The organism is Leeia aquatica, assembly GCF_012641365.1.
GTDB classification, from domain to species: Bacteria; Pseudomonadota; Gammaproteobacteria; order Burkholderiales; family Leeiaceae; genus Leeia; species Leeia aquatica.
In genome coordinates this window covers 1,149,870-1,174,355 of sequence record NZ_JABAIM010000001.1, presented here as the reverse complement: position 1 = coordinate 1,174,355, position 24,486 = coordinate 1,149,870, and the positions used below count along the sequence as shown (strand labels likewise).

Sequence of the window (24,486 nt, the reverse complement as noted above, 5' to 3'; positions counted from 1 at the left end):
CAAGCCTGACAAGGGATGGTTGCACTATAGCGGCTCTTTCCGGCCGGTGAACATGGCCCGGATCAAACGAACCCGTTCCAGCCGACTCATGATGATGGCCGCCAGCGCGTGCAGCCCGACCAAGCCCATCAGCAGATTGGCAAGGCCTTCGTGCAGTTCCTCCAGCCATTCTTCGCCCCAGAAACGGTCGGTACCCATCAGCCAGCCCGTCAGGCCCAGCGCCAGCACCAGCGTCAGCAGGCTGAGCATCATCACCGCGCCGAAGGGGTTGTGGCCCGCGTGCGGTGTAAAGTCTCCCTTACGCCAGGCTTGCCACTGTTGCAACAGGCGGGAAGGGGTCGGGAAGAAGTCGCTGAAGCGGGCATGAGCGCTGCCGATGAACCCCCACAGCAAGCGCACCAGCACAATGCCGCTTGCCAGATAACCTGCCCAGCGATGCGGCGGGTCGCCCTCTTCCAGCAGAAACAGGTTGGCGGCCACGCAACTGACCAGACTCCAGTGTGCCGTCCGGACCAGCCGGTCCCAAGTGATTGGGGACGCATTCATGATTCGATCCTCCTTCCCGGATGAAACCCGCCGTACTACCGGCTCAGCTTTCTACCTTGCTCTTGACTGGCTGGCCGCTGACGGTGTCAAAGTAAATTTCCACTTTCTTGCCGGCCTTGTCCTTGCCATAGATTTCATAGCACTGTCCGGAAACCTTGAAGGTCTTGATCTGGTAGCCCTGGCCTTCCAGTTGCTTGCGCAAGGTGTCTTGCGGCATCCATTGGGACTTGGGGTGGGTCGGGCACTTGGGGTCGGCGTGGGCAAGGGAGGTCACGGTCAGCAAGGCCAGCAGGGACAGAACGGTACGCATGGTGAAAGCTCCTTGAGGTTGAATGTGCCAGCCGCTGCTGGCATGGGGGTATTCAACCGCGTCTGGCTTACCGCACGCTTACCGTGCTGGAAAGTGTGTCTGCAACCAGGTATGCAGCGCTTGTGCCAGCAATGTCCAGTTGTGATCCAGCATCATCGCGTGCCCCAGCCCCGGCAGGACGTGGGCATGGGTGTGCAGCAAGCGGGCACAAGCGTCGACTTCCTCCACCGTAAACAGGGCGTCATCTTCCGCGGCCAGAATCAAAGCGGGCAGCTGTGGCAAGGTCGGCGCGCTGCGCCAGCCTTGCCAGCTCAGGTCGAACAACGCCCGCATGGATTCGGGCTGGAACAGCGTCGCCATCTCGGCCAGTGCAGGCGGCGGATACCTGGGACTGAACAACGCGGCCCCCAGTTGGGGGGCATCTGCTGCTTGCAGCTGCCCCTGCACCACATGACCCAGCGCCTGCAGCAAGGGTGGGCGCTGCCAGAACAGACGGCTGGCGGAAGGTACCACCCCATGTGGCGGTACCGGAGCCAGTAGTACGGCGCCAGGGACGCTGATCCGTTCCAGCAGGCGCAGTACGACGGTGCCTCCCAGGGAGTGGCCAATCAGGATGGGGGGCGCAGGCAAGCGTGGCACCGTCGCTTCCACTGCCGCGACATAGTCTTCCAGGCTGTATTGATGCAGGCGAGCCTTGTCCGGGCTATCGCCATGCCCGGGCAGGCTGAGCGCCCAGCAGTCATGTCCATGGTTCGACAGCCACGGCATCAGGTGGGGCTGCCAGCAGGCGGCTGAGGTGTAGGCGCCATGAATGAACAGCAAAGGGGGCGCGGCCGTTGCGTGTGAGGCCGGCTGGTGATGCAGGGCTAAATCGGTTGCGGGATGGTCTGGGTCGTGGAAAGGCATGAGGTGGACGAAAACGGGTTTGCAGGGCAGCCGGTCAACGCCTAGAGTAAAACGAGCAGGACAGTCGCCAGCCTTTTGATTGTGCGTGCAGCAAGGGGCTGGTGGCAAGCACAGGATATCTTCACGAGACCTCAGGGGGCTTCCCGAGGTCGGTATGACCCGTCAGGATAAGACATGGGCGTACAGGGAAGATATCCAGAACACAAGAAACCGCGTGGAGAGTTTCAATGCGACACACATCGCTGCGTACCAAAATATCCGGCACGGCCATCGGGGTTGCTGCCATCACCTTTGTGATCGCGTTTTCGCTGATCTCCTGGCTGGCGCGGGACCAGGCCAAAACCTCAGCACTGCAGGCGGCGCAGGACATGGCGCGCAGTTATGCCAATGATGTGGAAACTGGCTTCATGCAGACCTATTCCACGGTCAATGGCTTGTCGCGTTCACTGGAGGCCATGCTGAAGAATGGCCACACCGACCGCATGCTGGCGCAAGAGGTGGCCAAGTCGCTGCTGGAGCAAAATACTCAGCTTATCGGTCTCTCCAGCTACTGGGAGCCCAATGGATTTGATGGCAAGGACAGTGAGTGGGCCAACAAGCCTGCGCACGATGCTTCAGGCCGCTTTATGACCTACTGGAACCGTGGTGCGGGTCAGCTGGCGGTGGAGGTGGTAAAAGGCTACGAGACGGAAGCAGGCAACGAGTGGTACTACACACCGCGCAAGACTGGACAATTCTATGTTACGGAACCCTACGCTTTCTCGGTGGGAGGCAAGGACGTTCTGATGGCGTCCTTGATGGCCCCCATCCTGAAGGACGGCAAGTTCGTCGGGGTGTCTGGTGCAGACTATCCGCTGGCGACCCTGCAGGACATCCTCAGCAAGGTGAAGCCCTATGGCAGTGGCTATGCCGCACTGATCAGCGCGGGTGGAGCTTACGCCAGCCATCCGCAGGCTGCGATGATGAACAAGCCGGCCAAGGATGTGTCGGCGGATATCCTGGCACAGATCAAGCAAGGCAAGCCAGCGCAGTATATTGACGATGCCGGCATGGTGCATGTTTTCCAGCCGGTGCGGATTGGCCAGTCTGACAGTTTCTGGTCGTTGAAGGTCAGCTTCCCGCTGTCAGCCGTGATGGGTGGGGCCAACCAGATCATGTGGGTGTCGGTGGTGCTGGCCCTGGCCAGTATTGCCATCCTGGCCGTGATCCTGCTGCCGCTGCTGCGCCGGATGACGCAACCGATCGTCTCCCTGACCGGTACCATGCGTGAGCTGGCGGAAGGGCAGGGTGACCTGACCCGCCAGCTGCCGGTGACCTCCGGCGACGAAATCGGGCAGATTTCCAGTGCATTCAACGCCTTCATGCGCAAGCTGCGTGATCTGGTGAGTGAGGTGGCCAACCAGAGCAGCCAACTGGACAGCGCGGCTGGCGGGCTGGCGGGCAGTAGCCGGGAGGTGGCGCAACGCTCGCACCAGCAATCCGACGCGTCTACCGCCACCGCTGCGGCCATGGAAGAAATCGCTGTCAGCATCGCCCATGTGGCAGAAAGTGCCGGTGAGGCCCGCTCTGCTGTGGATGAGGCGGATCGCTTGACGCAAACGGCGCATCGTCAGCTTGGTGATACGGTGCATGAAATCAGTCGTATCAACGAAGGCATGCAACTGGTGGCGCAGCTGGTTGAGAAGCTGGATGGTCGTGCTCGTGACATCAGCTCGATTGCCAATGTGATCAAGGAAATTGCCGGTCAGACCAATCTGCTGGCCCTGAATGCTGCCATTGAAGCCGCGCGAGCCGGGGAGCAAGGTCGCGGCTTTGCGGTGGTGGCCGATGAGGTGCGCAAGCTGGCTGAGCGCACCACGCAGGCCACCATCGAGATCAGCGAGAAGCTGGCCGCCATCCAGCAGGAAACCGCACAGGCGGTCGGGGGGGTGGACCGTGCCGTTGAGCAGGTCGATCGCGGGGTGAGCCTGTCACAGGAAGCCGCAGCCTCGATTGATGGCATTCAGCAGGCGTCTCGCCGCCTGGTGGCGCAGATTGGCGAGATCGCTCACGCAGCCGAAGAGCAGAAGGCGGCTGGCAATGACATCGCGCGCAGTCTGGAGCACATCAGCAGCATGGCGCAGGAAAATGATGTATCGGTGCAGGACAGCGTCAGCGCGGTGTCCAATCTGCAAGGGATGGCCGATCAGCTGCAAGGCTTGGTGGGCCGCTTCAAGGTGTGAGGCTGCTGGCCACCTCCGGTCAAGCCGGAGGTGGCCAGTGTTGCCGCAAGATATTGCACAGGCGGATGTTCAATGGGCTGTGCTCCAGCTCTGCCGGATAGATGAACTGCAAGGGCGCTGCTGTGGCCTGTATCTGCAGCAGGCGCACCTGACCCGCTTGTGCGGCTTGTTCGGCCAGCGCATGCTGGACCAGCGCCACGCCTTCTCCTGCCATCACCAGCTCCAGCGCGGCGGCTTCATGGTCCACTTCCAGCCTGGGATGTGGCGTCAGATTGTGCTGACGGCAGCATTGCTGCAGCAGCATGTCATAGCCGCTGAATGGCCCATAGCCAATCCAGCGATCTGCAGGGACATCGCGTAATTGCTCCCAAGGGTGTTGCGTTGCGTCTGCAGGGGCAATCACGCTCATGGCGATGCTGGTCAAGGGCAGCACATGCAGGGAGCTGTAAGGGTTCTCACCCAAATAGAAGCCGCATTCCAGCTCTTTCTTTCTGACCTGGTTCAGGATCAGCCCAGCCGGTAGCTGCTTGACCTGGATTTCCAGCAGCGGTTGCTGCTGACGCAATTGCTGCAGCAGCAGACCCAGCTGCAACTGGGAGGGGGGCAGGGGGACGCCGATGCGTAAGGTCACGGCGGTTTCGTGGCACAACTGCCGGGCTTTGCTGCGTAGCAGATGGGCCGCTTGTAGCAACTGTTCAGCGTCTGGCAGCAGCACCTTGCCTGCCGCAGTCAGCACCACGCCTGTGGAGGTGCGGGCAAATAGGGGGCTGCCCCATTCCTCCTCCAGTGCCTTGATCTGGGCGGTGACGGCGGGTTGCGACAGATGCAGTGCTTCCGCCGCCTTGGTCAGGTGGCCATGGCGGGCGACGGTTACAAAGGTGCGTAACTGGTATAGCTCCACGGCGGGCAGGGCGTAAAAGGTGTGTAAGTGACCATCTTAGCAGGCGAAGCGGCTTTGCTGGAAGCCCGAGCCCGCCCAACCAAGCCGCAGGCGGCCATACTGCATGCTTATCAATGTGACCCACAGTCGGTCATCATGAAATCCGATTGCAGCGCATGGGCTGCATGCGCACAATGCAATAGCACCAGTTTCATGCCACTGATTCGCTTTCCTATCTTTCTGACCTGGGAGTTGCACGGTAATGAGCAGCATTGATTCTGTCCTGACTGAAACCCGCGTCTTTCCGCCATCGGACGCCTTCCGCCTGCAAGCCAATGTCTCCGGGCTGGAGGCTTACCATACCCTGTGCGAGCAGGCCAACAACGATTACGAAGGCTTCTGGGGCCAGCTCGCGCGTGAGCAGCTGAGCTGGCACAAGCCGTTCACCCAGGTGCTGGATGAGCGTAACCCGCCGTTTTATCGCTGGTTTGGCGATGGCGAGCTGAATGTCTCCTACAACTGTCTGGACCGGCATCTGCCCTTGCTGGCCAACAAGCTGGCCATCATTTTTGAATCGGACAATGGCACCGTGACCCGTGTCACCTATGCCGAGCTGTACCGTCGGGTCTGCCAGTTTGCCAATGGCCTGAAGTCGCTCGGCATCACCAAGGGCGACCGTGTGGTGATCTACATGCCGATGAGCATCGAAGCGGTGGTGGCGATGCAGGGCTGCGCCCGTATCGGTGCCATCCACTCGGTGGTGTTCGGCGGCTTCTCCAGCAAGAGCCTGCAGGAACGCATCATCGACGCCAAGGCGCGGCTGGTGGTGACGGCCAACGAAGGCGTGCGGGGTGGCAAACTGGTGCCGCTCAAGGCGACGGTGGACGAGGCGCTGGCGGCAGGCGGTTGCGATAGCGTGGAGCGCGTGGTCGTCTACAAGCGTGCAGTGCATGAAGATGGTCCGTGGCAGATTGGCCGAGACATCTGGTGGCATGATCTGGTGAAAGGCAAGCCGGAGCACTGCGAGCCGACCTGGGTGAATGCAGAAGACCCGCTGTTCATCCTGTATACCTCCGGCTCCACCGGCAAACCGAAGGGCGTGCAACACAGCAGTGCGGGCTACCTGCTCGGTGCGATCAACACCATGCGCTGGACCTTCGACTACAAACCGGCAGACATCTTCTGGTGTACGGCGGATGTGGGCTGGATTACTGGCCACAGCTACGTGGCGTACGGACCGCTGGCGGTCGGGGCGACCCAGCTGATCTTTGAAGGGGTGCCGACCTATCCGGACGCGGGGCGCTTCTGGCAGATGATCGAGCAACACAAGGTCACCACCTTCTACACGGCACCGACCGCCATCCGCTCACTGATCAAGCTGGGTGGCGATTTGCCGGCGCAATATGACCTCAGCAGTCTGCGTCTGTTAGGTACCGTCGGCGAGCCGATCAACCCGGAAGCCTGGGTGTGGTACCACGAGAAAGTGGGTGGTGGCCGTTGCCCGATTGTGGACACCTGGTGGCAGACCGAGACCGGCAGCCACATGATCACCCCGCTGCCGGGCGCGGTGGCGACCAAGCCGGGCTCCTGCACCTTGCCACTGCCGGGCATCCAGGCAGATATTGTCGATGAAGCCGGTTTCCCGGTGGAGAACGGTAAAGGCGGCTTCCTTGTCATCAAGCGTCCGTTCCCGTCGCAGGTGCGCACCCTGTGGAACGACCCGGAGCGCTTCAAGAAAGCCTATTTCCCGGAAGAGTACAACGGCAAGTATTATCTGGCGGGAGACTCGGCGCACCGTGACGAGCAGGGCTACTTCTGGATCATGGGCCGGATTGACGATGTGCTCAATGTATCCGGCCACCGGCTGGGCACCATGGAGATTGAGTCGGCATTGGTCGCCAACCCGCTGGTCGCCGAGGCGGCGGTGGTGGGCAAGCCGCACGAGATCAAGGGTGAATCCATTGTGGCCTTTGTGGTGCTGAAGGGCCCGCGCCCCAGTGGCGATGAGGCACGGCAGATCATTGCCAACCTGCGGGAGTGGGTAGGCAGTGAAATCGGCGCGCTGGCCAAGCCGGATGAGATCCGCTTTGGTGACAACCTGCCGAAAACCCGCTCCGGCAAGATCATGCGCCGCCTGCTGCGCGCCATTGCCAAGGGTGAGGAAATTACCCAGGACGTGTCCACGCTGGAAAACCCGGCCATCTTGCAGCAATTGCAAGAAAGCGTCTGAGCAGTTCACGCGTCAGACCAGAAGCCCTGCGAGCCGAGTGTCCGCAGGGCTTTTTCATGCAGGTGTGAGCGATGAGCGGAACACTTTACCGCTCATTCTGATGAACGGTACGCTTGTCGGTAATCAGGTGTCATGAGCTCGGCTTTCGGTTAAGCTGCAGGTTATGAGAAAACCGGGATAGTCCAGACACTATCTGCCGACCCCTCCAGACCGATGAGGCCCGAGATGAAAGCCGTCCACGCCACTTTTCCTGCCCGCTTCCAGCCTACCGTGCTGTCCCGCTGTGTGACGGCTGTTCTGCTGACTGCGCTGGGCACCGCCAGCCACGCTGCACTGGCACCTACGCCATACCCCAGCCTGCCACAGTACTCGGCGACCAGTGTGACGCCGAACATCATGCTGTTTATCGACAACTCCGGGAGTATGGCAGCAAACGATATCCCGCTATCCGGTGGGGGGACGGGGACCCGGATGTCGGTGGCAAAGACGGTGGCCAAAGACCTGATCAACAATAACAAGACCCTTAACTGGGGTCTGGCCGCATTCAACCCGAGCAATAACACAACGGCGGGTGTGATCCGGCAGGTTATAAAATCGCGCTCGGTGGCCGCTGATCAGACGGCGATCAACAATTCTATCGACGGTTTGAATCCAGACACCTGGACGCCGCTGGCTGAAGCCTACTATGAAATGACCCGCTACTGGCGGGGTATGAACACCTTTTACTGGACGGGTGGTACGCCAGCTACCAGTATTACGCCGATTTCGCCTTATACCCGACCGATTACCCTGCGCTGTCAGAAGAATTTCACCATTGTGCTGACCGATGGTGAACCAACCCAGGATGCCACTTTCCCCACATCTGGTCAGGACAGCCTGAAGACAGGCTATCCCGGCAATGAGCTGTATGACTACAGCAAGATGATGTACACCGAGGATATCCTCAATACCACGGCGACGGATGCCGATGGGGTTTCCTTTAACGATCCAAATTATTTGAAACAGAATCTGGTGACGTATACCGTCGGTTTTGGCGTTGAGTTTAGTAACCCAAGCTCAACTGCATACAAACGGCTGGAAAAAACCGCTCTGGATGCGGGGGGCCAGGTGTACTCTGCCCAGTCGCAGTCTGAATTGACGGCTGCACTGACCAATGCAGTGAATGACATTAACCGCCAGGCATCAAACTCGCAATCGATGGCAGCTTCAGCCAGTAGCAGTAGCAAACTGATGCTGTACAAGCCCACCTATAACCCGAAAGCAGATGGATTTGATCGGTGGTCCGGAGATGTGACGGCATATGTCAAAAACCCCTTGACTGGGAACACGACGCCGGTTACCGGGCCTGGCGCGCTGGGTCGGCTGGAAAACAGGGCTGTGTCCAATAGCAACTGGTGGGATAGCTCTCGCGTTGTGCTGAGTAGCGTTGTGGCTGGCGATGATGGTGCAGCGACCACTCGGAAGTTTGCATTCCGTGATGCAGCGATTCAGACCAACGCTTCAGGTGAGCAGTACTGGAATGTGCTGGGTGCGGATAATACTGCGCGTACCAACGTAGTGAATTTTGTACGTGGCAAGGAGGGCGTGGCGGGCCTGCGAAGCCGCAGTAATGGTAGCAATTTCAATTTGTTGGGCGATATCATTGGCTCTACAGCACAGATTGTGGCCAAACCGGATAGCCAGTCACTGGATCCTGATTTTAATGGCTTCCTGTCTACCCATGCCAGTCGGAGCATGCTTTTCGTTGGCGCGAACGATGGCATGCTGCATGGCTTTTATGGTGGGGACGTGAATTCGGGTAGCATCAAGCCCATGGATGAAGTGATGGCCTACGTGCCTTCCAAGTCCTATTACAATTTGAGAACCCTGGTAGAACCGACATATGGTCAGGTTGCCAGTGCGCACCCACATACCTATTTTGTGAATGGCCCTCTGCAAATGAATGATGTGAGGGAAAGTGCAGGCAATTGGCACACTTATCTCATGGGCAGCATGGGTCAAGGGGGGCAGGGCGTCTTTACGCTGGACGTGACGTCCATGAGCCAGTTCAGCGAGGGCGCCCCGAGTACTACCATCAAGTGGGAGTTCACGGATCGCCACGATCCTTCTGTGGGCTATCAGTTTGGCCGCCCCTTGATGACTGCAGTGCGTACCAACACCACTGACAAGGTGGTACAAGCCGCTATTTTTACCTCTGGATTTGATAATCATACGGCTGACCCGGCGCAACAGACCTCTCGGGTAGATAGCAACAACAGCCCAGCCCTGTTTGTGGTTAACCAGACCACCGGTGCATTGATTCGCAAGATTACCCTGCCCAGCAGTCCAACAGACTACAGCAAGAATCTGACCCTGAGTGCTCCAGCTGGTGGTGACATAGGTTGGGATGGGATTATCGATTTTGTCTATGTTGGGGACAACCAAGGCAATTTGTGGCGTTTTAACCTGACCAGTGATGACAGTAGTCAATGGTCCAGTGGCAGTGCGCCATTCTTCAAGGCTAAGAATGGGTCTAACCAGAATCAACCTATTGTGCAGCGTCCCACGCTGACCCCGGTTTTCGACAAGGATGTCGATGGCAATATTGATTACAATTCGCCAGTTGGCAATATGGTGGTGTTTGGGACTGGGCGCTTTTTGTATGCCTCAGACAAGACGGACAATACAGTTCAGTCTTTGTACGGGGTGCTGGACCGTATTGATGCCCTGAATAACAGCAGCACACTCACAAGAGCCGATTTGCAAGCCCAAACCATCCATACGGGCGCTGCTACGACAACCGTCAGTGCCGTTGGTAAATTCCCTGGTGAGTATCGGACCAGCACCATGAACGCAGTTAGCCTGAGTGGTGCCAACAAGGGATGGGTAATCGACCTCCCCAATACCGGTGAGCGGAATGCCAGTGCTCCATACTTTAATCAGGAGGCGGACGTGGTGCTGTTCGCTTCTGCCATCCCGGTGTCGACTTCGCAGTGTTCTGCAGGCGGGGATGGATGGTTATACGGTGTCGACCCACAGAGCGGGCAACCGAAACGGGGATTCATTGACGTCAACCTGAGCGGTTACTTTGATGCGGGTGATGACCTGACTTTCAATACGACGCCTACGGCAGTGACACGACCTGCCAGCGCCTATCACTTGACGGTATTTCCTGGGGAGCTGACCCGAGGCTCAACAGAGTCTACAATTGCTCCTGGATTACCTTCCACCGTGTCGTCTCAACTGAGTGGCATCACTGCACCGGTTGGGGTGCGAGAAGGTAATTCGTCTGGGATTTTCCGGATGGCCAAGGTGGGGGCCGCAAGTGGGGTAACGACGGGGGCTTCGGTGCCATATTCCATCCCGACCGGCGGCTCAATCATGATACCGTGCCAAGGCTCGTTGTGCGTTAAGGATATCCCTACAGGGGGTAAACCGCCGTCAACGGTGTCGGTCGAGCGGGTCACTTGGCGGGAACTGATTCAGTAAAAGGATAGGGCATGAAACGTCAGACCGGTTTTAGTCTGGTCGAGTTGCTGATCGTGCTGGCGGTGGCGGCGATAATCGCCGCCATCGCCGTACCCAGCATGATCGGCCTCATCAATGGCTCGCGGGTGTCATCTACCGCCGAGGTGCTGACCAATGATCTGGTCGCGGCCCGGCTGGATGCCATCCGCTATCGTCGTCAATACACGGTATGTGCGGTCACAAACCCGGATACGGCAACCACCTGCAGTAATAATGCCAACGGCTGGGGCAATGGCTGGATTGTATTGAATAGAGCAACGGGGGCCGTAGTGTCGCGCCATACTGCCAACAAGGGGCTGACTATGGTGGGTGCGGTTGCCCCCCCGGGGCTTGCCAGTGCTGCCAGTGGTGTTACATTTTCGGGCGTATTAGGTGGTACAGACAATACTGTCACGCTTTGTTTTTCGAAGGGCACAGAGATTCGCCGCGTCATTGTCCTGACAACGGGTAGGGTAACGCGCTCGACAGGAGGTGCCGCATGCTGAGTGCACGTCATTTACACCGTCCCCCGGTATCCCGGCAGTCGGGTGTTACCATCCTCGAGGTGATGGTATCCATCCTGATTCTGGCGGTCGGCATTCTTGGCTTGGCAGGGGCGCAGACCCGTGCGCTGAACAGTGCACGCAATGCCTATGAGCAGGGCATTGCAGCGGACGTGGTCAATAGCCTGGCTGACAGTATCCGCGCCAACCGCTCACCGATTGTGGCACAGTCGGGAGTGACGACGGGACCTACTTTGCCGGACTACACGACACCCATTACAGGCAATGCACTTGCGGCTTCAGATTATACGCAGGCATTAAATGACGCGCGGAATCAACTGGCGCCTACTGCCAATATTGTCATTACAAGGACAGCAACGGCAGATAATTATGGACGCTATACCGTTACCATGACCTGGAGTAATAACATTGCATCGCAAAGCTACGCTGCGGTGGTGGAATGAGGGGGGCGGACATGAAACAAAGAGCACAGCAGTTTGGCTTCTCTCTGGTGGAATTGATGGTGTCGTTGACCTTGGGTTCCTTGGTCATCCTGGCCTTGGGCCAGATCTACAGCTCCACCAGTGCCAGCCGCCGGGTGCAGGAGATGCAATCCCGTTTGGCGGAAGACGGGCGGTTTGTGATGGGGATCAGTAGTCGTTTGCTATTGCAAGCGGGTTACAAGCAAAATCCTGGTTATGGGAGCGCGCCTTTCCAGTCGGTCAGTGGTGCTGTGTCCACCGCGAGCTCTGTGGCAATTGTGTTTGATGCTGATGGTATCAACCAGGTTGGCTGTAATGGTGTGGCTGTAGCAAGCGAAGTCAACCTGCGCGTTACCATCTTTCAATCAGGCTCTGGGTTGGACTGTAGATTTACCAATGCATCAGGCTCAACAATAACCAACTGGGTAGTGGCCGCAGCATCAGGTACCAGCCGCGGTGTGGAGGTGGTGGATTTCAATCTGCAATATGGCATAGACGACAATGTGTCTACCGTCGCATCGGCCTATCAGTGTGCGCCCAGCAGGGACTGTATTCCGGATAGATACACTTCCACACCGGGGACGGGGGCACGGATTGTGGCTGTGCGAGTCTGTGCGGTGTTGCGTAGTGAGCAGAGTGCAATGGCAGTTTCCCGTCCGGCCGCATTTACGAATTGTACGGGTGCCAATATTGCGGCATCGACCACGGACCGTAAGGTGTACCGGATCTTCCGCACCACCGTGGCCATGCGTAACCGGAGCTGAACATGCAGAATCGTCAAACACAGTTACGCGCAGCCCGGGGCTTTACCATGGCGGTGACGCTGATCATGCTGCTGGTGGTGACCTTGCTGGTGATGGGAAGCATGCGCGGGGTGGTGGTGGGGGAGCGAGCTGCGGGGGATTACCGTGAACGCAGTCAGACCATTCAGCGTGCCGAACAAGCATTGCGCCAAGGCGAACTGGCCTTGCGTCAGCCAAGTTGTGCTACGGCATGGAACTGCCTGACCAATGCTCAAGGTTTGAATGAGTCTTCTGGCCCGGCGAGTAATCCGATCACAGCATGGTCAGTCGCTTCAGGAACTACCGCTGTCGCAGTGGCGAACGCTGGACGGTATGTGGTGCAACCGCTTGGAACGTTTACGGCTTCGGGGCGCATCCTCCCCCTTACCTCCTGCTACCGCTGGGCGGTTACTGCCAAGGCATACAGCTCTCTCAATGCATCAGCCGGCACGCTGGACGCCAATGAAGGCGCCGTGGTACAAAGTCAGGTCATTGTGTGTCCCGTTAGCTAACAGGCTACAGGAGTTGAATACTATGCAGAAAGTACGTCACGCTGGGTTCACCTTGGTGGAGTTGATGATCGTGGTGGCCATTATTGGTATTCTGGCGGCAGTGGCGTATCCGGCGTATACCCGGCATGTGGTGAAAAGCCGCCGTACGGATGCGCAACAGTTACTGGTGGATTATGCGGCTAGAATGGAACGCGCTTACTCTGTGAATGGCCGCTATGACACAGCAGGTTCGTCTACAACCTGTGCAGCGAGTGCTTCCAGCACCTTGTATTACACAATATCCTGCGTGGCGAGCGGGCCTACCAGCTTTACGCTTACCGCGGCCCCCGTGGCGGGGAAATCCCAGGATGGGGATGGGGATTTGACGCTGAATAATACGGGTTTCAAGAGTGGTACGGTGGCCAGCGGGCGTTGGGGTAGTTAAGCCTTCGCTGTGCTTGTATGATAATAAACGCGGGCAAAAGCCCGCGTTTATTATTGCGAATAGCCGTTTGGACCTACAAACCCTTCGGCAGATTGAACACCACATTCTCTTCCACCGTGCGCAGGGTGTCGACCGCGCTGGCGCCCAGCGCCTGCAAGCGGGTAACCACGCCTTCGACCAGCACTTCCGGTGCCGATGCGCCAGCCGTCACGCCAATGCGAGCCTTGCCCGCTAGCCACTCGGCTTGCAACTCCGTGGCATTGTCGACCATATAAGCGGGTACGCCGAGTTGCACCGCCACTTCACGCAGCCGGTTGGAGTTGGAGCTGGTGCGTGAGCCAATCACAATGATCAGGTCACTCTGGCTGGCCAGCTGTTTGACGGCATCCTGCCGGTTTTGTGTGGCGTAGCAGATGTCGTCCTTCTTGGGGCCAACGATGCCAGGGAAGCGTGCGGTCAGGGCTTGTACCATGATACGGGCGTCGTCCACCGAGAGGGTGGTCTGGGTGACATAAGCCAGTTTGTCAGGGGTGCCCACCTGCAGCTGTGCCACATCTGCCGGCGTTTCCACCAGATACATGCCGCCCTGGCTTTGGCCCATGGTGCCTTCCACTTCCGGGTGGCCGGCGTGGCCGATCATCACGATCTCAAAGCCCTGCTCACGCAGTCGGCGGACTTCCAGATGCACCTTGGTGACCAGCGGGCAGGTGGCATCAAAAATGGTCAGGCCGCGTGCCTCAGCATCGCGGCGTACCTGCTGTGACACCCCGTGCGCGCTGTAAATCAGCGTGCTGCCGGGCGGCACATCATCCAGCTCCTCAATGAAGATGGCCCCCTTGGCCCGCAAGCCATCCACCACAAAGCGGTTGTGTACCACTTCATGCTTGACATAGATCGGCGCGCCGAACTTTTCCAGCGCCCGCTCCACAATGCTGATGGCGCGATCCACCCCGGCACAGAAGCCTCGTGGGTTGGCCAGGATGATCTGTCGGGTTTCACTCATGAAGACGCCCCTTGTGCCTTGGGCTTGTGCAGAAAGCTGTCCAGGATCAGCAGCCCCGCGCCACCGACGATGGCACAGTCAGCGATATTGAACGCAGGCCAGTAATGCGGGCCCCAATGGAATTCCAGAAAGTCCACCACCTGCCCCCGGGTTACCCGGTCGTAGGCATTGCCCAGCGCGCCACCCATGATCCAGGCTAATGCCAGGCTGTAGCGGAAGCGATCGGCATGCAGCCATAGCTGCCACAGGATCAAGCCTGCAGCGGCCAGAGCCAGCACTGTGAAAAAGACCACCTGCCAGCCACCGGCATCGTCCAGCAAACCAAAGGCCGCACCCGGGTTATGCATCAGGTGCAGATTGAAGAACGAGGTATAAGTCACCCGCTCATAATCGACAAAGTGGGCCAGGATGGCACTTTTGCTCCAGCGGTCCAGCACGATGACCAGCAGGGACAATGCCAGCCAGGCCACAAAGCGGCGTGGTTTAGGCATGCTCACGGGTTTCTCCCTGACCGTACAGATTGCTGAAGCAACGCCCGCACAGGTGCGGATGGGCGGCCTGCTGGCCGACATCCTTGCGGTAATGCCAGCACCGCTCGCACTTGTGCTCGCGGGTGGCGTGCGCCTCAATGCGCAGCTCACCCTCGGCTTGTAGCACCTGCGCACTGGAGGTGATCAGTACAAAGCGCAGGTCGTCGCCCAGTGCCGCCAGCGCGGCGTAGGTGTCACCGCTGGCGTGCAAGGTCACTTCAGCCTGCAAGGAGGCGCCGATCTTGCCATCCATGCGCAGCTGTTCCAGCTCCTTGCTGACCTGTCCCCGCACCTGACGCACGCGCTCCCAGCGCTGCAGCAGAGGCTCGGCATCGGCGACTTCCGGGAAGGCGTGGTGCAGGTGTTCGAACACGCTGTCGCGATAGCCTAGCGATTGCCACACTTCTTCGCTGGTGAAGCTGGTGATGGGCGCCAGCAGCTTGGTGAGGCTATGCGCCAGATGCCACAGCACGGTCTGCGCCGAGCGACGTGCCAGCGATGTCGGCGCGCTGGTGTACAGCCGGTCTTTCAGGATGTCCAGATAGAAGCCGCCGAGGTCCTCCGAGCACCATACCGAGATGGCTGATACAGCATGGTGGAACACATAGCGCTCATAATCCGGCAGGATCTGCTGGTTCTGGAAACGCTCGGCCAGCGCCAGCGCATAGCGGTCGATCTCCAGCATCTGCGCTACCGGCACGCTGTGCTGGCTGGCGTCAAAGTCGGTCAGATTGGCCAGCAGGAAGCGCAGGGTATTGCGCAGGCGACGATAGGTTTCTGTCACCCGCTTCAGGATCTCGTTCGACAGCGACATCTCGCCCGAATAGTCGGTAGAGGCAATCCACAGTCGCAGCACGTCGGCACCCAGCGTATCGAACACCTCCTGCGGCAGGATACCGTTGCCCAGTGATTTGGACATCTTGCGGCCTTGCCCGTCCACCAGAAAGCCGTGGGTCAACAGCTGGCGATAAGGGGCGTGACCATCGGTGGCGCAGCCGGTCAGCATCGACGACATAAACCAGCCACGATGCTGGTCGGAGCCTTCCAGATACAGATCCGCCGGGTGGCGCTCGCTGCGTTGCAGCTCCGGGCGAGTGCGTAACACGGCGGCGTGGGTCGAGCCAGAGTCGAACCACACATCCAATGTGTCTGGCAGCCGGCTGTAGTGCTCAGCATCGCTGCCCAGCAGCTCTACCGGGTCCAGCGCCCACCAGGCCTCGATACCTTGCTGTTCCACCCGCTGTGCGACTTGTTCCAGCAGCTCCGGAGTGCGTGGGTGCAGCTCACCGGTTTGCTTGTGGGCAAACATGGCCATCGGCACGCCCCAGAAGCGCTGCCGGGATACACACCAGTCCGGGCGATTCTTCTGCATCGCCTCCAGCCGAGCGCGGCCCCAGCCGGGGAAGAACTCGGTTTCGTCCACGGCGGCCAGCGCCTTGTCACGCAGGGTCTTGCCATCGGCTACCGGCTTGTCCATGGCGATGAACCACTGGTTGGTGGCGCGGAAGATGATCGGTGTCTTGTGCCGCCAGCAATGCGGGTAGCTATGGCGCAGCTTCGCGTGGCACAGCAGTGCCTGCTTCTCGCTCAGCACATCCACAATCAGCGGGTTGGCCTCCATCACGCTGCGGCCTTCCACCAGCCAAGTGCCGTCCAGGAAGCGGCCATCGCCACCCACCGGGTTGTCAATTGGCAACTGGTAGCGCAGGCCCACCACATAGTCTTCCTGACCATGTGCGGGTGCAGTATGCACCAAGCCGGTACCCGCGTCGGTGGTGACGTGGTCGCCCAGGATCAGCGGTACGGTGCGGTCAAGGAAAGGGTGTTGCAGGCGGATGAGCTCCAGCGCCTGTCCCTTGGCTTGCCCCACCACTTCCACCGATTCAAAACCATAGCGCTTGATGGCGGCTTCAGCCAGTTCACGCACCAGAATCAGCAGACCCGCCGGCGTGGCAATCAGGTCATAGGTCAGTTCCGGGTGCACACTCACGGCTTGGTTGGCGGGCAGGGTCCACGGCGTGGTGGTCCAGATCACAGCGTAGGCTGCTTCGTCACCCAACGAGGTACCAAAGGCCGCGGCCAGTTTGGCACGGTCCTCGTCCACCACGCGGAACGCCACGTCGATGGCCGGTGAGGTGCGGTCTTCGTATTCCACTTCGGCGTCTGCCAGTGACGAACCGCAGTCCACACACCAGTGCACCGGCTTCTTGCCCGCGACCAGATAGCCGTTTTGATAGATCTTGCCCAGCGTGCGGATGATGGCCGCCTCGGTGGCAAAATTCATGGTCTTATAGGGGTTGTCCCAGTCGCCCAAGATGCCCAGTCGCACGAAATCCCGCTTTTGCAGCTCGATCTGCGATTCTGCATAGCTACGGCACAGCGCGCGGAAAGCCGCCTTGTCCGCCAGCTTGCCGTGCTCCTTTTCCACCTTGTGCTCAATCGGCAGGCCGTGGCAATCCCAGCCCGGCACGTAGGGGGCATCAAAGCCGGCCAGGGTCTTGGATTTGACGATCATGTCCTTCAACACCTTGTTGACGGCATGACCCATATGGATTTCACCATTGGCGTACGGCGGGCCATCGTGCAGGATGAACTTGGGGCGACCCGCTGCGACCTTGCGGATGCGCTGATAGGTCTGCCGCTCCAGCCACTGCTGCAGCATGCCCGGCTCCCGCTTGGCCAGATCGCCCCGCATCGGAAAGGGCGTATCCAGCAGGTTCAGGGTGGGCTTGTAGTCCGGCTTGTCGCCCGGTGGGGTGGTGCTCATGGTTTATCCTGTTGGCTGACGGGGCAGGCGCGGGGCCTGTAAACCCTTAACTTTAATCGAAAAATGCAATCCGGTGGTCAAATCAGTGGCTGTGCCAGTGCGAGTGCTTCTGGCTGCAGCAGTGCGGGGTGTTGTGCGAAGTAGGCTTGGGCCTCGGTCACATCCTGCCCAATGCGTTCCACCAGCGTGGGCAGATCGGGGAAGCGGGCTTCATCGCGCAGCTTGTGATGAAAGCGAACACCGAGGTGTTGGCCATAGATCTGCCGGTCAAAGTTGAACAGATACACTTCCAGCGTGACCAGCCCGTCATTCGTCACCGTAGGGCGTACCCCCAGGCTGGCCGCACCCGGCCAGGGGCGGTCGCCCAGTCCATCCACACTGACCGCAAAGATGCCGGAGAGGGGCGGGCGATTGTGTTTGATCTGCACGTTGGCGGTCGGGTAGCCAATGGTACGGCCCAGCTTGTTGCCATGCATTACCCGCCCGCTGATGCGGTACGGCCTGCCCAGCAGGGCAGTGGCGCTGGCCAACTCACCTTGAGCCAGCGCTGCGCGCACGGCGGTACTGGAGGCGCGCAGGCCCGCGTGCTCGATGGTGGTCATGGCCTCCAGCGCCAGCCCCAGCTGCGCGGCATGCTGTTGCAGGGTCTGAAAATCACCACTGCGGCGCTGGCCGAAGCGGAAATCATCGCCGATCAACAGATAGCGGCACTGCAGCTGATCACGCAGCGTGTCATACATGAACTGCTCAGCGGTCTGGCTTGCCAGCGTGTGATTGAAGGGCAGCACCACGGTCTGTGCCACACCACAGGCTGCCAGCAGCTCCAGCTTTTCGCGCAGGCTGGTCAGGCGAACAGGCGCGGCTTGTGGGGTGAAAAACTCGCGGGGGTGCGGCTCAAACGTCACCACGGTGGATGGCAGACCGCGTGCCCAAGCCTGTTGCATCAGGCGGGCAAGCAGCGCTTGGTGCCCCTGGTGTACGCCATCAAAATTGCCGATGGTGATGGCCGCTGGGTCAGGCAGGCGAGTGGTCAGGCCTCTGAAAACGCGCATAAGCAGTTCAAAAAACAGTCATTTTAACGGGCGGCAGGCAGCCGGTCCAGCAGGCATGCAGTCTGGCAACGCATGAGTGGGCTTAGGATTCAATGCAGGCTTGCTGTATAGTTGGCTTCAGCAGATGTGGTACCCCACTTGTGGCGTAAGCAGAGGAGTTTCGATGTATCCCCGCCACAATCCTGATAAATGACATCAACAAATTTTTGAAAACATTTGTTTTTTAATTAGAATTCGATTATTAGAGGCAAAAAGGGTGTCTGCATTCCAGGCGGGCGAGGGCGCATGAAAAAAATCATCATCATTGTGGTTGCGGTTGTATTGCTGCTGGGTGGCGTTGGCGGCGGGGTCTGGTTCTACCTGTCTTCCAAGCACAAGCCGACCAAGGGCAAGCCCAAAACTGAACAGCATGCGGCCAGTGAAGAGGCGGATGCCGGTGAAGAGGGCGGCGGCGAAGCGCATGGTGGCGAAGAAGCCCCTGCTGAGGAAGAGGAAGCTGCCGACGAAGAGCACAAGAAGCCGCCTGTGTTTGAAAAGATTGATCGCTTTGTCGTCAATGTGGATGGCAATCCGGAAAAGCGTGGCGTGATGTCGGTGGAAATCCAGGCTGAATTGGGTGACCCGCACGCCAAGGAAACGCTCAATGCCTACAAGCCCAAGATTCAGAGTGAAATCATTCTGATGCTGGGCAGTCAGAAGTTTGACGAACTGTCCACGCCGGAAGGCAAGAAGAAGCTGCAGAAGGCTCTGCAGGACAAGGTGAACGAAGTGATTGGTGTCAAATCGGCGAAAAAAGGGGTGAAGAGCATTGCCTTTACCTCCCTGATTCTGGAGGAGCGCTGAGCGCCGGCCAATAGGCAGGTGCCCGGCAAGCGGACATGGCAGACGATATCCTCTCCCAGGAAGAGGTCGACGCGCTACTGCGCGGGGTGACCGGAGAAGAGGACGCGCCGGAGGAGGGTGGCGACGGCGCGGGCGTTCGCTCCTACGACATTGGTCGTCAGGAGCGGATCGTCCGTGGGCGCATGCCGACCTACGAAATCCTCAACGAGCGCTTTGCCCGTTATTTCCGCATTGGCATTTTCAACTTCCTGCGCCGCAATGCTGAAATCTCGGTCGGGCCGGTGCGGGTGCTGAAGTACAGCGAGTTCATTCGTAACCTGGTGGTGCCAACCAACCTGAACCTGGTGCATGTGAAGCCTCTGCGCGGTACCGGGCTGTTCATCTTCGACCCCGATCTGGTGTTTCTGGTGGTCGATAACCTGTTCGGCGGGGATGGCCGTTTCCACATGCGGGTGGAAGGGCGTGACTTCACCTCGACCGAACAGCGGGTGATCCACCGCATGCTGGAAGTGGTGTTTGAGGAATACCAGCGTGCCTGGACGCCCGTGTTCCCGGTGGAATTCGAGTATGTGCGCTCGGAGATGAATACCCAGTTTGCCAACATCGCCACGCCGACCGAGGTGGTGGTGGCGGTGACCTTCAAGATCGAGCTGGGCTCCGGCGGGGGTGATTTTCACGTGTGCCTGCCGTATTCCATGATCGAGCCGATTCGGGATGTGCTGTACAGTTCGATGCAGGCCGACCGGGCTGAGGCCGATGACCGCTGGGTGAAGCTGCTGTCCAAGCAGATTCAGGTGGCGGAAGTGGATCTGGTGGCGAATCTGGGGTCGGCGCCGGTGACGTTGGGCGAGATTCTCAACCTGAAAGTCGGCGATGTGATTTCGCTCGACATTCCGGAGGCCATTGTGGCCGAAGTGGATGGTGTTCCGGTGCTGGAATGCCAGTATGGTATCCTGAACGGGCAGTATGCCTTGAAAGTGGACAAGATTTTAGCCGGCGCGGATCAGGTGCTGGGTGCAGGGGATGAACATGGCTGAAGCAAACGACAGCGAAGAAACCGGTCTCGACGACTGGGCGGCGGCGCTGGCCGAGCAGGAAGCCTTCGATGCGGCACAACAGCCCTCGGACGGGGGGGATGCGCTGGCTGCAGCACCTGCCGCCGCCGCGCAGATTTTCCAGCAGTTTGGTGAGGGTGCGCCCCCGGCGGGTGCGCCCAGCAATCTGGACATGATCCTGGACATCCCGGTCGCGCTGACGGTGGAGCTGGGTCGCACCAAGATCGCCATCCGCAGCCTGTTGCAACTGGCGCAGGGCTCGGTGGTGGAGCTGGATGGCTTGGCGGGTGAGCCGATGGATGTGCTGGTGAATGGCTGCCTGATTGCGCAGGGTGAAGTGGTGGTGGTGAATGACAAGTTTGGTATCCGCCTGACCGATATCATCACCCCCGCCGAGCGCATCCGCCGGTTGCACAAATGACCGCCAGCGTGCTGCGCCGCTGGGCGGCGTTGGGTCTCGTCATGCCTGTCATGGTGATGGCTGCACCGGGCTCGGCCGAGCCACTCTCCTTTGGCTATTTCTTCCAGGTGCTGATCAGTCTGGTGCTGGTATTGGCGCTGCTGTTCGGCACCTTGCTGTTGATGAAGCGCTTTTCGCATGGCTTGCCGGGGCGGCAGTCTCCGCTGAAGATGGTGGGATTGCTGAGCTTGGGTACCCGCGAACGGGTGGTGGTGGTGGAGCTTGGGGATCGCTGGCTGGTGCTGGGTGTCACCGCCCAGTCTGTTCAGCTGCTGACCGAGCAGCCACGCCCGGAAGGCGTGCCACCACAGGCAGAATCGTCGCCACCGTTTCAGCAATGGCTGCAACGCGCCCTCAATCGCAACAAGGAGCACCATGCGCCACCGTCTGCTTGACTGGGGCCGGATACGGCGCTGGGGGCTGCCGGTGGCACTGGCCCTGACAGGCGGGCTGGCCTTGGCGGCCAACACCCTGCCGGCGTTCACCAGCCAGCCCACACCGGATGGCGGTACCGAATACAGTCTGTCGATCCAGACCCTGCTGCTGCTCACCTCGCTGACCTTCCTGCCCGCCATCTTGCTGATGATGACGGCGTTTACCCGTATCGTGATCGTGCTGTCGCTGCTGCGGCAGGCGATGGGTACCATCCAGTCACCGCCCAATCAGGTGATTGTCGGCATGAGCCTGTTTCTGACCTTGTTCGTGATGGCACCGACGCTGGAGAAGGTGTATACCGACGCCTATGTGCCGTTTTCGCAGGATCAGATCAATTTCAATCAGGCCTTGGAGGCGGGGGGCAAGCCGCTCAAGGCCTTCATGCTCAAGCATACCCGTGAGAAAGACCTGGCACTGTTCATTGAGCTGTCCGGCAGCGCGCGCCCCAATGGGCCGGAAGATGTCGGCTTCAAGGCGCTGGTCCCCGCCTATGTCACCAGTGAGCTGAAGACAGCGTTCCAGATCGGTTTCCTGATCTATATCCCTTTCCTGATCATCGACATGGTGGTGGCCTCGGTGCTGATGTCGATGGGGATGATGATGATCTCGCCGGTGGTGATCTCGCTGCCGTTCAAGCTGATGCTGTTTGTGCTGGTGGATGGCTGGCCGCTGCTGATTGGCGCGCTGGTGAAGAGCTTTTATGTCTAGGGGGCTGCCATGACGCCAGAAATGGTGATTACCATCATCGAGCGCGCATTGCTGGTACTGATCATGGTCGCTGCCCCCATGCTGCTGGCAGGGTTGATTACTGGCCTGATCGTGTCCATTTTCCAGGCGGCCACCCAAATCAACGAGATGACGCTGACCTTCATCCCCAAGCTGATCGTCACCTTTCTGGTGATTGTGCTGGCCGGGCCGTGGATGCTGTCGGTCATTACCGATTACACCATCCGGCTGTTCAACGACATTCCGGGGCTGATCGGCTAAGGATGCTGCGGTGATCCACATCACGCAGGAGCAGCTCTACCACCTGATCAACCTCTATTTCTGGCCGCTGGCCCGGATTCTGGCCTTCATGGCGGTGGAGCCCCTGCTGTCGGTGCGGGCGGTGCCGCGCCGGGTCCGGTTGGGACTGGGGCTCGCCTTGACGGTGGTGGTGGTCCCACTGCTGGAAACGACCCCCACCAGCCTGCCCAGTGGGCCGGTTGCCATGCTGTTGCTGGTGCAGCAGATCCTGATCGGTGTGGGTATGGGTTTTGTCGCCCGGCTGGTGTTCACCGCCATTGAAATGGCGGGCAGCTTGGCGGGTTTGCAGATGGGCTTGTCGTTTGCGGCTCAAGTGGACCCGGTGCATGGCTCACAGACGCCGGTGGTGGCACAGTGGATGAGCTTGTTTGCCACCTTGCTGTTTCTGGCCCTCAATGGCCATTTGCTGATGCTGTCGGTGCTGGTGGAGAGTTTTCACCTGCTGCCGGTCAGCGCACAGCCCTTGCAGCTGGCAGGCATGAAAGACATCGCCCTGTTTGGCGCTCGCATTTTCAGTATCGGCTTGTGGTTATCGCTGCCGGTGGTGGCCAGTTTGTTGTTGACCAACCTGGTCATCGGTGTGGTGGCGCGCGCCTCGCCCCAGATGAACCTGTTTGCAGTGGGCTTCCCCATTACACTGGTGATTGGCTTGGCGGCCTTGTACTTTTCGCTGCCTTCCATGCAGGGCGTGCTGTCGCGGGTATTCGACATGCAGGTGCACATGATGCTGGATCTGCTTCGCGCCTTGCGTCCTGTCTGAGCCCTTGCCCTGCGGTCAGGGCTTGATTTCCACCACCAGCAGCCCGGCACGCAGGCCGGGTTTGACCTTGGGGTTGGGGAACACAATGCATTCCTCATCATGCCCCACCACATAGCGGTAGTCGCCATCAGTTGCGAGCACCGTCCCCCGTGGAAATGCCGTGAAATTCTCCACGTCATCCGGGATGTGCAATTGAAAACCCGCCTCGCTCTGGCGAACGATCTCACCGGCCACCCGGAAACGTCGCGGTAGCGGGGTAGTGGTGCTGTCCGCCGGGGCCGCCAGCAAGGTGCGCAGACCTTGATCCATGCCACTGAAGCGACTGAGATCGTTTTCTCCAAAGCGTCGGACCTTGCCCAGCTCCAGCGTAAACGCATCAGCCCCGAAGCGGCTGCTGCTGAAATAGGAGAAGGTGCCAGCCGGTTTTTCGTTCAGCAGGACGGCATCCACCCCACAGCGCTGCAGCCAGGCCATCTGTTGCTCGTTCCACTGCAGATCCGCCCGGTAGGGGTAGAGGGCAAAACGCCCGAAGCGGGAGCCGCGGATGGCGGTGTGCAGGTCGTAGTGCAGACGCGGCACCGCATGGGCAGCTGCAGGGGCCGCCATGAAAAAGGCGCTGAGCCAGCGCTCCAGCTGGGCGGCGCGGGTGGCCTCACGGCTGCCGGGGTGCTGCTGGTGGCGACCATCAAACATCCGGTTGAGGTCATCGTCCAGATAGCGACGGTGCTGGCGCAAGGCTTCCGGGTTGCCAAACAGGAACAGCACGCGGGCGCGGCACGACAAGTGGCCGGCGGCCAGATCCCTGATCAGGTGATTGCAGACCTCTACCGGTGCCGTCTCATCGCCATGGATGCCGCAGGAGAGTACCAGGTCGGCGTGCCGATGTGCCAGATCTGCAGGCTCCCATTGCAGCGCGCCTTCGCCCAGCCACTGCCAGTGGCCGCCGTGTCCCGCCCAGCGTTGTGCTTGATGCGCTTGCTGCTGTAACAGCGCGGTCAGGAAATCCCGGGTCAGAAGGTCAGGCGTAAAAGGGGCGATCATGAGGTATGGTGAATACGGGTGAGCTTGAAGACATTGTAGTGTTGGTCGTCGCAGCGTGCAGCCGGTATGCCGCATGTTCGACCAATGATGGCGCAGTTGCCTTAATGTTCATTTTTTTTGATTAATAATTCAGGTTATTTTAGTAGTAATTCTTGTTCTCTCTGTCAAAATGAGGGCCTTGCAATGTGTGCATTGAGCCTTGTCTATCTATGGTGCGCTTTTTTGGGCATT

24 protein-coding genes are annotated in these 24,486 nt (G+C 59.5%); 15 read left to right on the top strand and 9 right to left on the bottom strand.

Features of this window, described 5'->3' with window-relative positions; all coding sequences use genetic code 11:
• Positions 1-24 precede the first annotated feature (24 nt).
• The 3 genes from HF682_RS06060 to HF682_RS06050 all read right to left on the bottom strand — a co-directional run bounded on the left by HF682_RS06060 (position 25) and on the right by HF682_RS06050 (position 1,762).
• Positions 25-546 (bottom strand): cytochrome b/b6 domain-containing protein, encoded by a 522-nt coding sequence (locus HF682_RS06060; RefSeq protein WP_168876312.1) that lies wholly within the window; start codon positions 544-546, stop codon positions 25-27.
• Positions 547-589: 43 nt separating this feature from the next.
• On the bottom strand, positions 590-856 hold the full coding sequence (locus tag HF682_RS06055) for a PepSY domain-containing protein (protein ID WP_168876311.1): 267 nt from the start codon (positions 854-856) through the stop codon (positions 590-592).
• 78 nt (positions 857-934) lie between these two features.
• A complete protein-coding gene (locus HF682_RS06050; protein ID WP_277346154.1) occupies positions 935-1,762 on the bottom strand; it encodes an alpha/beta hydrolase in 828 nt (275 codons plus the stop codon).
• Positions 1,763-1,989: 227 nt separating this feature from the next.
• Here HF682_RS06050 and HF682_RS06045 point away from each other — a divergent pair, with 227 nt between their 5' ends.
• Positions 1,990-3,984 (top strand): methyl-accepting chemotaxis protein, encoded by a 1,995-nt coding sequence (locus tag HF682_RS06045; RefSeq protein ID WP_168876309.1) that lies wholly within the window; start codon positions 1,990-1,992, stop codon positions 3,982-3,984.
• Between the two features lie 19 nt (positions 3,985-4,003).
• Here HF682_RS06045 and HF682_RS06040 read toward each other — a convergent pair whose 3' ends face one another.
• Complete coding sequence (locus HF682_RS06040) at positions 4,004-4,885, bottom strand: LysR family transcriptional regulator (protein WP_168876308.1); 882 nt, start codon at positions 4,883-4,885, stop codon at positions 4,004-4,006.
• A gap of 241 nt (positions 4,886-5,126) precedes the next feature.
• Here HF682_RS06040 and acs point away from each other — a divergent pair, with 241 nt between their 5' ends.
• The 7 genes from acs to HF682_RS17945 all read left to right on the top strand — a co-directional run bounded on the left by acs (position 5,127) and on the right by HF682_RS17945 (position 13,283).
• A complete protein-coding gene (acs, locus tag HF682_RS06035; protein WP_168876307.1) occupies positions 5,127-7,094 on the top strand; it encodes an acetate--CoA ligase in 1,968 nt (655 codons plus the stop codon).
• Positions 7,095-7,319: 225 nt separating this feature from the next.
• A complete protein-coding gene (locus HF682_RS06030; protein ID WP_168876306.1) occupies positions 7,320-10,562 on the top strand; it encodes a pilus assembly protein in 3,243 nt (1,080 codons plus the stop codon).
• Positions 10,563-10,573: 11 nt separating this feature from the next.
• Positions 10,574-11,086, top strand: coding sequence for a GspH/FimT family pseudopilin (locus tag HF682_RS06025; protein WP_168876934.1), 513 nt, complete (start codon positions 10,574-10,576; stop codon positions 11,084-11,086).
• Positions 11,080-11,547: a type IV pilus modification protein PilV gene (pilV, locus tag HF682_RS06020; RefSeq protein WP_168876305.1), complete on the top strand. Its 468-nt coding sequence runs from the start codon at positions 11,080-11,082 to the stop codon at positions 11,545-11,547. The genes HF682_RS06025 and pilV overlap by 7 nt, the downstream gene beginning before the upstream one ends.
• Complete coding sequence (locus HF682_RS06015) at positions 11,544-12,329, top strand: PilW family protein (RefSeq protein ID WP_168876933.1); 786 nt, start codon at positions 11,544-11,546, stop codon at positions 12,327-12,329. Before pilV ends, HF682_RS06015 begins: the two co-directional genes overlap by 4 nt.
• A gap of 2 nt (positions 12,330-12,331) precedes the next feature.
• Positions 12,332-12,859 carry a pilus assembly PilX family protein gene (locus tag HF682_RS06010; RefSeq protein ID WP_168876304.1) on the top strand — a complete coding sequence of 176 codons (528 nt, stop codon included), beginning with the start codon at positions 12,332-12,334 and terminating at the stop codon, positions 12,857-12,859.
• A 22-nt stretch (positions 12,860-12,881) separates the two neighbouring features.
• Positions 12,882-13,283 carry a type IV pilin protein gene (locus HF682_RS17945; protein WP_205881914.1) on the top strand — a complete coding sequence of 134 codons (402 nt, stop codon included), beginning with the start codon at positions 12,882-12,884 and terminating at the stop codon, positions 13,281-13,283.
• A 73-nt stretch (positions 13,284-13,356) separates the two neighbouring features.
• On the opposite strand, the gene ispH is transcribed toward HF682_RS17945, so the two are convergent.
• The 4 genes from ispH to HF682_RS05985 form a co-directional block, all read right to left on the bottom strand.
• Entirely contained in the window at positions 13,357-14,286 is a 930-nt protein-coding gene (gene ispH, locus HF682_RS06000; protein WP_168876302.1) for a 4-hydroxy-3-methylbut-2-enyl diphosphate reductase, read from the bottom strand.
• On the bottom strand, positions 14,283-14,777 hold the full coding sequence (gene lspA, locus HF682_RS05995) for a signal peptidase II (protein WP_168876932.1): 495 nt from the start codon (positions 14,775-14,777) through the stop codon (positions 14,283-14,285). The genes ispH and lspA overlap by 4 nt, the downstream gene beginning before the upstream one ends.
• Positions 14,770-17,583: an isoleucine--tRNA ligase gene (ileS, locus tag HF682_RS05990; RefSeq protein ID WP_168876301.1), complete on the bottom strand. Its 2,814-nt coding sequence runs from the start codon at positions 17,581-17,583 to the stop codon at positions 14,770-14,772. The genes lspA and ileS overlap by 8 nt, the downstream gene beginning before the upstream one ends.
• A 77-nt stretch (positions 17,584-17,660) precedes the next feature.
• Positions 17,661-18,635 (bottom strand): bifunctional riboflavin kinase/FAD synthetase, encoded by a 975-nt coding sequence (locus tag HF682_RS05985; RefSeq protein ID WP_168876300.1) that lies wholly within the window; start codon positions 18,633-18,635, stop codon positions 17,661-17,663.
• 285 nt (positions 18,636-18,920) lie between these two features.
• On the opposite strand from HF682_RS05985, the gene HF682_RS05980 reads away from it, so the two are divergent.
• Genes HF682_RS05980 through fliR form a run of 7 tightly spaced genes read left to right on the top strand, consistent with a single transcriptional unit; the run spans position 18,921 to position 23,214 of the window.
• Positions 18,921-19,478, top strand: coding sequence for a flagellar basal body-associated FliL family protein (locus tag HF682_RS05980; protein ID WP_168876299.1), 558 nt, complete (start codon positions 18,921-18,923; stop codon positions 19,476-19,478).
• Between the two features lie 35 nt (positions 19,479-19,513).
• A complete protein-coding gene (fliM, locus tag HF682_RS05975; RefSeq protein ID WP_168876298.1) occupies positions 19,514-20,515 on the top strand; it encodes a flagellar motor switch protein FliM in 1,002 nt (333 codons plus the stop codon).
• On the top strand, positions 20,508-20,954 hold the full coding sequence (gene fliN, locus HF682_RS05970) for a flagellar motor switch protein FliN (protein WP_168876297.1): 447 nt from the start codon (positions 20,508-20,510) through the stop codon (positions 20,952-20,954). The genes fliM and fliN overlap by 8 nt, the downstream gene beginning before the upstream one ends.
• Positions 20,951-21,388 (top strand): flagellar biosynthetic protein FliO, encoded by a 438-nt coding sequence (gene fliO / locus HF682_RS05965; RefSeq protein WP_168876296.1) that lies wholly within the window; start codon positions 20,951-20,953, stop codon positions 21,386-21,388. Before fliN ends, fliO begins: the two co-directional genes overlap by 4 nt.
• Positions 21,369-22,136 carry a flagellar type III secretion system pore protein FliP gene (fliP, locus tag HF682_RS05960; RefSeq protein ID WP_168876295.1) on the top strand — a complete coding sequence of 256 codons (768 nt, stop codon included), beginning with the start codon at positions 21,369-21,371 and terminating at the stop codon, positions 22,134-22,136. The genes fliO and fliP overlap by 20 nt, the downstream gene beginning before the upstream one ends.
• 9 nt (positions 22,137-22,145) lie before the next feature.
• Entirely contained in the window at positions 22,146-22,415 is a 270-nt protein-coding gene (fliQ, locus tag HF682_RS05955; protein ID WP_168876294.1) for a flagellar biosynthesis protein FliQ, read from the top strand.
• A gap of 10 nt (positions 22,416-22,425) precedes the next feature.
• Positions 22,426-23,214 carry a flagellar biosynthetic protein FliR gene (gene fliR / locus HF682_RS05950; protein WP_168876293.1) on the top strand — a complete coding sequence of 263 codons (789 nt, stop codon included), beginning with the start codon at positions 22,426-22,428 and terminating at the stop codon, positions 23,212-23,214.
• A gap of 15 nt (positions 23,215-23,229) precedes the next feature.
• On the opposite strand, the gene astE is transcribed toward fliR, so the two are convergent.
• Positions 23,230-24,255: a succinylglutamate desuccinylase gene (gene astE, locus HF682_RS05945; RefSeq protein WP_168876292.1), complete on the bottom strand. Its 1,026-nt coding sequence runs from the start codon at positions 24,253-24,255 to the stop codon at positions 23,230-23,232.
• Positions 24,256-24,486: the final 231 nt, after the last annotated feature.